This window comes from Aquabacterium sp. A08 (assembly GCF_011742065.1).
Window position 1 is genome coordinate 25,003 of the sequence record NZ_JAAQQT010000619.1, and the last position, 7,498, is coordinate 32,500.

General features: G+C 59.2%; 5 protein-coding genes and 2 rRNA genes (1 of these 7 cut by a window edge). 1 reads left to right on the forward strand and 6 read right to left on the reverse strand.

The window, feature by feature from the left end:
- Nucleotides 1-45: 45 nt before the first annotated feature.
- Entirely contained in the window at nucleotides 46-1,029 is a 984-nt protein-coding gene (locus HA630_RS11305) for a tripartite tricarboxylate transporter substrate-binding protein (protein ID WP_166834851.1), read from the forward strand.
- A gap of 72 nt (nucleotides 1,030-1,101) precedes the next feature.
- Here the strand turns inward: HA630_RS11305 and HA630_RS11310 are convergent, their stop codons facing one another.
- From HA630_RS11310 to HA630_RS11335, 6 genes are all read right to left on the reverse strand, one after another.
- Nucleotides 1,102-1,425 (reverse strand): DUF1840 domain-containing protein, encoded by a 324-nt coding sequence (locus HA630_RS11310; RefSeq protein WP_166834853.1) that lies wholly within the window; start codon nucleotides 1,423-1,425, stop codon nucleotides 1,102-1,104.
- Between the two features lie 175 nt (nucleotides 1,426-1,600).
- Nucleotides 1,601-2,467 (reverse strand): MinD/ParA family protein, encoded by an 867-nt coding sequence (locus HA630_RS11315; RefSeq protein ID WP_166834855.1) that lies wholly within the window; start codon nucleotides 2,465-2,467, stop codon nucleotides 1,601-1,603.
- 15 nt (nucleotides 2,468-2,482) lie between these two features.
- The gene (locus HA630_RS11320; protein ID WP_371809242.1) at nucleotides 2,483-3,172 is read right to left on the reverse strand and encodes a GGDEF domain-containing protein; all 690 of its coding nucleotides are present in this window, start codon (nucleotides 3,170-3,172) and stop codon (nucleotides 2,483-2,485) included.
- 133 nt (nucleotides 3,173-3,305) lie between these two features.
- Complete coding sequence (locus HA630_RS11325; RefSeq protein ID WP_166834859.1) at nucleotides 3,306-4,370, reverse strand: homocysteine S-methyltransferase family protein; 1,065 nt, start codon at nucleotides 4,368-4,370, stop codon at nucleotides 3,306-3,308.
- A 75-nt stretch (nucleotides 4,371-4,445) separates the two neighbouring features.
- Nucleotides 4,446-4,558: ribosomal RNA gene (gene rrf / locus HA630_RS11330) — 5S ribosomal RNA — on the reverse strand.
- A gap of 144 nt (nucleotides 4,559-4,702) precedes the next feature.
- Nucleotides 4,703-7,498: ribosomal RNA gene (locus HA630_RS11335) — 23S ribosomal RNA — on the reverse strand; it runs 81 nt beyond the window's last position.

Sequence of the window (7,498 nt, forward strand, 5' to 3'; positions counted from 1 at the left end):
CCCGCACACGTTCTAACATGGGGCTCCTACCATCAGGAGACACGCATGCAGAAACTGACGACCTTTGTGCTGGCCGCCACCGCCGCTTTCGCGGTGTCCGCCCAAGACTTCCCCAGCAAGCCCATCACCGTGGTGGTGCCCTTTGCCGCCGGCGGCCCGACCGACACCGTCGCCCGGCAGTTGGCCGAATCCATGCGCAAGCACCTGGGCAATGCCACCATCGTCATCGACAACGCCGCTGGCGCCGGTGGCACCATTGGCGCGACCAAGGTGGCCCGCGCCGCCCCCGACGGCCACACCGTGCTGGTCTGGCACATCGGCATGGCCGCCACCGCCGGGCTGTACCGCAAACTGCAGTACAAGCCGCTGGAAGATTTCGAGTACCTGGGCATGATCAACGACGTGCCCATGACGCTGCTGGGCAGCCCCAAGCTGCCGGCCAACACCTACCGCGATTTCGAGAACTACATCCGCGCCAACGGCGGCAAGCTCAACCTGGCGCACGCCGGTCTGGGTTCGGCCTCGCACATCTGCGGCCTGATGTGGCAATACGCGGTCAAACTGGACAAATCCATGGCCACCATCGCCTACCGCGGCACCGCCCCGGCCATGAACGACCTGATCGCCGGCACCGTGGACGTGATGTGCGACCAGACCACCAACACCACCAGCCAGATCGAAGCCGGCCGCGTGAAGGCCTTTGCCGTCACCACCGCCAAGCCGTTGAGCGACCACAAACTGCTGAAGGACTACCCCAGCCTGCAAGAGATGGGGCTGAAGAACTTCAACCTCACCATTTGGCACGGCATGTACGCCCCCAAAGGCACGCCGGCCGCCATCACCCAGAAGCTCAACGATGCACTCCAGGCGGCCCTGAAGGACCCCGAATTCATCAAGAAACAGCAGGCGTTGGGCGCCATCGTGGTCAAGGACAACCGTGCCACCCCGGCCGGTCACAAAGCCTTTGTGGCCAACCAGATCGCGCAGCTCAAGACCGTCATCGACGCGGCCGGCCAGTACGCCGACTGACATCACGGGGCCCGTGCCCCGACTCGAATCGCCACCGGGTGCCCGCCAACCGGTGGCTTTTTTGTCCCCGAATCAGACGCCCCAAACCACGTCACATTGCTCTCGCATGGCGTGCTGCAGCATGTCAATGAACGGCGCCACCCGGGTGCGCAGGGTCACGCGGTCGGGCTCTGGGGGCACCTCGCCTTTGGCCAGGGCCTCCTGCCTCAGGCGCTGCAGTTCGCACTCGTCCTCGAACACCGCATCGCGCAGGGCCTGGACGGCCGCCGGCATCTGGTCCACCCGCACAATGCCTGGGCCACCGGGGTCTTTGCCCAGTATTTCCAGCAGCTGCTTGCCGTTGGCTTCCAGCATGACCACATCGCCCGTGGCCTTGGTTTTGAATCGGTAGAGCATGGCACACTCCTCTGGAGGTCTCTGTGGACGCTTCCATTGTGTCACCGGGTCCGCCATGACGAACACAGGGTTTCAACCGAGGGTCAGCCCTGACCCGGTCCCGCAGTGCTGTCTTTGCGGGCGCACGAGGACAGACGCCGTGAGGTCCCGCCAAACCCCGGAATGACAGGCAGCGTCAGGGCCGGTCTTGTGGCTGGATCACCGTGTCCAGCAAACGGCCCGCCACCTGGGCCACCGCCAGCGCCGCCGGCGCGCCCGGCGTGTGCACCAGCAGCAATTGCCGCCGCATCACGGCGTCTTTGACCGACTGGTCCACCGGAATGTCGCCCACATGCACCAAGCGAATGCCGGTGTTGCGGGTCGTCCCCCCCGCAGCAGGCACCTGCCCCACAAAACGGTTGAGCACCGCTTGCAACTGCGTGGTGATGGCCCGACCGTCGCCAGGGCGCTGCGCCTGGTTGACGATGATGCGTACCAACTGCCGCTGCTGCTGCGTGGCCAGCACCTTGATGGTCGCGTAGGCATCGGTCAGGGACGTGGGTTCGGGCGTGGCCACCAACAGGATTTCCGACGCCAGCGACAGGGCAAACAACACCACGTCCGAAATGCCCGCGCCCGTGTCCAGCAAGACCACGTCAAAGCGCGGCACCACGTCGCCCATCAGGCGCAGAAAATCGTCGCGGACCTCGGGGGTCAGGCGCGAATACTCCACCATGCCGGAACCCGCCAGCAGCACCGAAAAGCCACCGGGAGCCTTGACGATCGCGTCTTCCAGCGTGGCTTTGCCGGTGAACACGTCGTGCAGGGTCAACTTGGGGTACAGATTGAGCACCACATCCAGGTTGGCCAACCCCAGATCCGCGTCCAGCACGAGCACCTTGAGGCCGCGCCGGGTCAGGGCCGCCGCCAGGTTGGCCGACACAAAGGTCTTGCCCACCCCGCCCTTGCCGCTGGTGATCGCGATCACCTTGCCCTTGCCAGGGCGCAGCACCGCACCGGTTGCAGCGGCGGTCACGGGCGTTTCGGGGGGGGTGATGTTCATAAAGCTGGACCGCGTTCAGTTCGCGTCGGCGGGGTTGATCATAAGCGCGTCGGACTGCGCCCACGCATACAGCAGGTCCTTTTCTTCGGCACTCACGTCGCTGACCACAGACGGTTCGATGCAGACCCGGTTGCGCCCTGCCTGCTTGGCCAAATAAAGTTGACGGTCGGCCCGCTCCAGCCACGCCTCCAGTGACGACCGGACCCACGGCGGCGCGTAGGCCCCACCACAGCTGACCGTCACGCCCAATGTCAGCGCCTGGTGCCGCACCTCGGTCTCGGCCACGGCGGCACGAATGCGCTCAGCCACCACAGGGCCGAAAGCCGCGGGGCAACTCGGCAACACCACCGCGAACTCCTCGCCGCCCACACGCGCCACGGTGTCCATGGGCCGTACACAGGCCTGCAAGGTGCGGGCCACCGCCCGGATCACCATGTCTCCCGCCAAGTGCCCGTGGGTGTCGTTGATGCGCTTGAAATGGTCAATGTCCACCGCCAGCAGCAAGGCGGATTCACCGACCCGGGCCACCCGGTCGATTTCTTGAGCCAGCACCGACATAAAGGCACGGCGGTTGGCCACGCCGGTCAGCGAATCGCGGGAAGAGAGCTCACAAAGGGCATCCAGCAATTGCTGCAAGTACGCCGATTCCGACGAGACCGTCCGAGGCGGCAAAGAAAGGCCCGACGTTTGCAACAACGCCTCCACATGCCCCAGGTGCAAGTCCGCCAGCTTCACAGTGCCCCGTCAATTCAGCCCTTAGCGCCTCCCACAGACGCCTCTTGGGTCAGTATATGACGAAAATGCAACCCGGCTTGTGGTGCCGACGCGAGCGAAGCGATCAGTCGCGGTAGCGCGCAAAAGCGCTTCGCGGCGCGTGACCACGGACCGTCTGAGCAATCGAAGCGATGTGGTCAGGGGTTGTGCCACAGCAGCCCCCCAGCAGGTTCACCAACCCCTCAGCGGCAAAACCGTGCAACAAACGCGCCGTGTCGGCGGGGGCTTCGTCGAATCCGGTGTCGCTCATGGGGTTAGGCAAGCCAGCGTTCGGATAGCAGCTGATGAAGGTGCCTTTCGCAATTTTCGACAATTCCTGCAAGTAGGGCTTCATCAGCGCGGCGCCGAGGGCACAATTCAAGCCCACCGCCAGGGGGTGTGCGTGCCTCACGCTCGCCCAGAAGGCGCTGACAGTCTGCCCACTCAAGATGCGCCCCGACGCATCCGTGACGGTACCACTGATGATGACAGGCAGCCGCTCACCCGTCGCCTCAAAGCATTGCTCGATGGCAAACAACGCCGCCTTGGCATTCAGGGTATCGAAAATCGTCTCCACCAGCAGCACGTCGACGCCACCTTCCAGCAAAGCAGACACCTGCTCCGCGTATGCCGCGCACAACATGTCGAACGTGATGTTTCGGGCCCCTGGATCGTTCACATCGGGACTGATGCTGGCGGTCTTTGGCGTCGGCCCCACGGCCCCGGCCACGTAACGGGGATGCTGCACAGTGCTGTAACGATCACAGGCGGCACGTGCCAACTGGGCAGAGGCCAGATTCATTTCGCGGGCAAAGCCAGCCATGCCGTAATCGTCTTGCGCCACCGACGTCGCACCAAAGGTGTTGGTTTCAATCAGATCGGCACCCGCAGCCAGGTAACCTTCATGGATGCTCTGAATAACATCGGGGCGCGTCAGGCTCAGCAGTTCGTTATTGCCTTTGACATCACTCGCCCAGTCCACAAACCGCTCATCCACGGTCCAACCGGACGGCAACCCTTGACCGCGGTACTGCGCTTCACCAAGCCGGAACCGCTGAATCATTGTACCCATCGCACCGTCAAGAATAACGATGCGCTCGGACAACAACACAGGCAACGCTTGAGCGCGGGTATAAGACGGAAAAGTCATGGCATCGATTCTGACATTAAAGCAAAAAACCCCGGACCCGTGTCAAACGGATTCGGGGTTATTGCTCAAATAACAGCCTGACGATGACCTACTTTCACACAGGGATCTGCACTATCATCGGCGCGAAGTCGTTTCACTGTCCTGTTCGGGATGGGAAGGAGTGGGACCAACTTGCTATGGTCGTCAGGCATAACGGGTTGCTGAGCTGACCGGTGGGTCAGCGCAGCGAATTCACAGAGTCGAATCGGGTTTTGATTGCGTATCCAGCTTCTCGAGTGTCATACGACAGACGTGGATTGTTGCCTTGAACACGCTGCGGTGTTCAAAGTTATAGGGTCAAGCCGCACGGGCAATTAGTACTGGTTAGCTTAATGCATTGCTGCACTTCCACACCCAGCCTATCAACGTTGTGGTCTTCAACGACCCTTCAGGGGGCTCAAGGCCCCGGCAGATCTCATCTTGGAACGAGTTTCCCGCTTAGATGCTTTCAGCGGTTATCTCTTCCGCACATAGCTACCCGGCAATGCCACTGGCGTGACAACCGGTACACCAGAGGTGCGTCCACTCCGGTCCTCTCGTACTAGGAGCAGGCTTCCTCAAATCTGCAGCGCCCACGGAAGATAGGGACCAAACTGTCTCACGACGTTTTAAACCCAGCTCACGTACCTCTTTAAATGGCGAACAGCCATACCCTTGGGACCGGCTACAGCCCCAGGATGAGATGAGCCGACATCGAGGTGCCAAACACCGCCGTCGATATGAACTCTTGGGCGGTATCAGCCTGTTATCCCCAGAGTACCTTTTATCCGTTGAGCGATGGCCCTTCCATACAGAACCACCGGATCACTATGTCCTGCTTTCGCATCTGCTCGACTTGTCAGTCTCGCAGTTAAGCACGCTTATGCCATTGCACTATCGTCACGATGTCCGACCGTAACTAGCGTACCTTCGAACTCCTCCGTTACGCTTTGGGAGGAGACCGCCCCAGTCAAACTGCCTACCATGCACTGTCCCCAGTCCCGATTCAGGGACCTAGGTTAGAACCTCAAACGCACCAGGGTGGTATTTCAACGTCGGCTCCAGGCGAACTAGCATCCGCCCTTCAAAGCCTCCCACCTATCCTACACAGATCCGTTCAAAGTCCAATACAAAGCTACAGTAAAGGTTCATGGGGTCTTTCCGTCTTTCCGCGGGGAGATTGCATCATCACAAACATTTCAACTTCGCTGAGTCTCGGGAGGAGACAGTGTGGCCATCGTTACGCCATTCGTGCAGGTCGGAACTTACCCGACAAGGAATTTCGCTACCTTAGGACCGTTATAGTTACGGCCGCCGTTTACCGGGACTTCGATCAAGAGCTTGCACCCCATCAATTAATCTTCCGGCACCGGGCAGGCGTCACACCCTATACGTCCACTTTCGTGTTTGCAGAGTGCTGTGTTTTTAGTAAACAGTCGCAGCCACCTATTTTTTGCAACCCATTCACGCTTCGTTGTTCACTACACGCTACTAGGGCACACCTTCTTCCGAAGTTACGGTGTCAATTTGCCGAGTTCCTTCTCCCGAGTTCTCTCAAGCGCCTGAGAATACTCATCTCGCGCACCAGTGTCGGTTTGCGGTACGGTCGACTACAAGCTGAAGCTTAGTGGCTTTTCCTGGGACCCCGTTCGGTTACTTCGCGAGCAAGCTCGCTCGATCAACAGCCTCGGCATACGTGCACCGGATTTGCCTAATGCACACCTACTTCTGTCTAAACCGGCACTTCCAACCGCCGGATAACCTATTAAGATCCGTCCCCACATCGCACTTGTAATCGGTGCAGGAATATTGACCTGCTTCCCATCAGCTACGCATCTCTGCCTCGCCTTAGGGGCCGACTTACCCTACGCCGATGAACGTTGCGTAGGAAACCTTGCGCTTACGGCGAGCGGGCTTTTCACCCGCTTTAACGCTACTCATGTCAGCATTCGCACTTCTGATACCTCCAGCATCCGTCACCAGACACCTTCACAGGCTTACAGAACGCTCTCCTACCACGCACATTGCTGTGCATCCGCAGCTTCGGTAACTGGCTTGAGCCCCGTTACATCTTCCGCGCAGGACGACTCGATCAGTGAGCTATTACGCTTTCTTTAAATGATGGCTGCTTCTAAGCCAACATCCTGACTGTTTTAGCCTTCCCACTTCGTTTCCCACTTAGCCAATTTTAGGGACCTTAGCTGGCGGTCTGGGTTGTTTCCCTCTTGAGTCCGGACGTTAGCACCCGGTGCTCTGTCTCCCAAGCTGTACTCAACGGTATTCGGAGTTTGCCTAGGTTTGGTAAGTCGCCATGACCCCCTAGCCTAAACAGTGCTCTACCCCCGTCGGTAATACTTGAGGCACTACCTAAATAGTTTTCGGAGAGAACCAGCTATTTCCAAGTTTGTTTAGCCTTTCACCCCTATCCACAGCTCATCCCCTGGTTTTGCAACACCAGTGGGTTCGGACCTCCAGTACCTGTTACGGCACCTTCATCCTGGCCATGGATAGATCACTTGGTTTCGGGTCTACACCCAGCGACTGATTCGCCCTGTTCGGACTCGGTTTCCCTGCGCCTCCCCTATTCGGTTAAGCTTGCCACTGAATGTAAGTCGCTGACCCATTATACAAAAGGTACGCCGTCACCCCTTGCGAGGCTCCGACTTTTTGTAAGCATGCGGTTTCAGGATCTATTTCACTCCCCTCCCGGGGTTCTTTTCGCCTTTCCCTCACGGTACTTGTTCACTATCGGTCGATGATGAGTATTTAGCCTTGGAGGATGGTCCCCCCATATTCAGACAGGATTACACGTGTCCCGCCCTACTTTTCGCTAGCTCAGTACCACACAGGTCTTTTCACATACGGGACTATCACCCACTGTGGTCGGCCTTTCCATGCCGTTCTGTTAAGTCTTGTGCTATCACTAGCAGGCTCTTCCGATTTCGCTCGCCACTACTTTCGGAATCTCGGTTGATGTCTTTTCCTCGAGCTACTTAGATGTTTCAGTTCACTCGGTTCGCCTCGCACACCTATGTATTCAGTGTGCGATACCCTCGCGGGTGGGTTTCCCCATTCAGAAATCTCCGGATCAAAGGTCATTTGCCACCTCC

What these genes read in the sequence shown, in the direction of transcription:
- HA630_RS11325 (WP_166834859.1), bottom strand. Translation starts at nt 4,370, where the DNA reads ATGACTTTTCCGTCTTATACCCGCGCTCAAGCGTTGCCTGTGTTGTTG.
- HA630_RS11310 (WP_166834853.1), bottom strand. Translation starts at nt 1,425, where the DNA reads ATGCTCTACCGATTCAAAACCAAGGCCACGGGCGATGTGGTCATGCTG.
- HA630_RS11305 (WP_166834851.1), top strand. Translation starts at nt 46, where the DNA reads ATGCAGAAACTGACGACCTTTGTGCTGGCCGCCACCGCCGCTTTCGCG.
- HA630_RS11315 (WP_166834855.1), bottom strand. Translation starts at nt 2,467, where the DNA reads ATGAACATCACCCCCCCCGAAACGCCCGTGACCGCCGCTGCAACCGGT.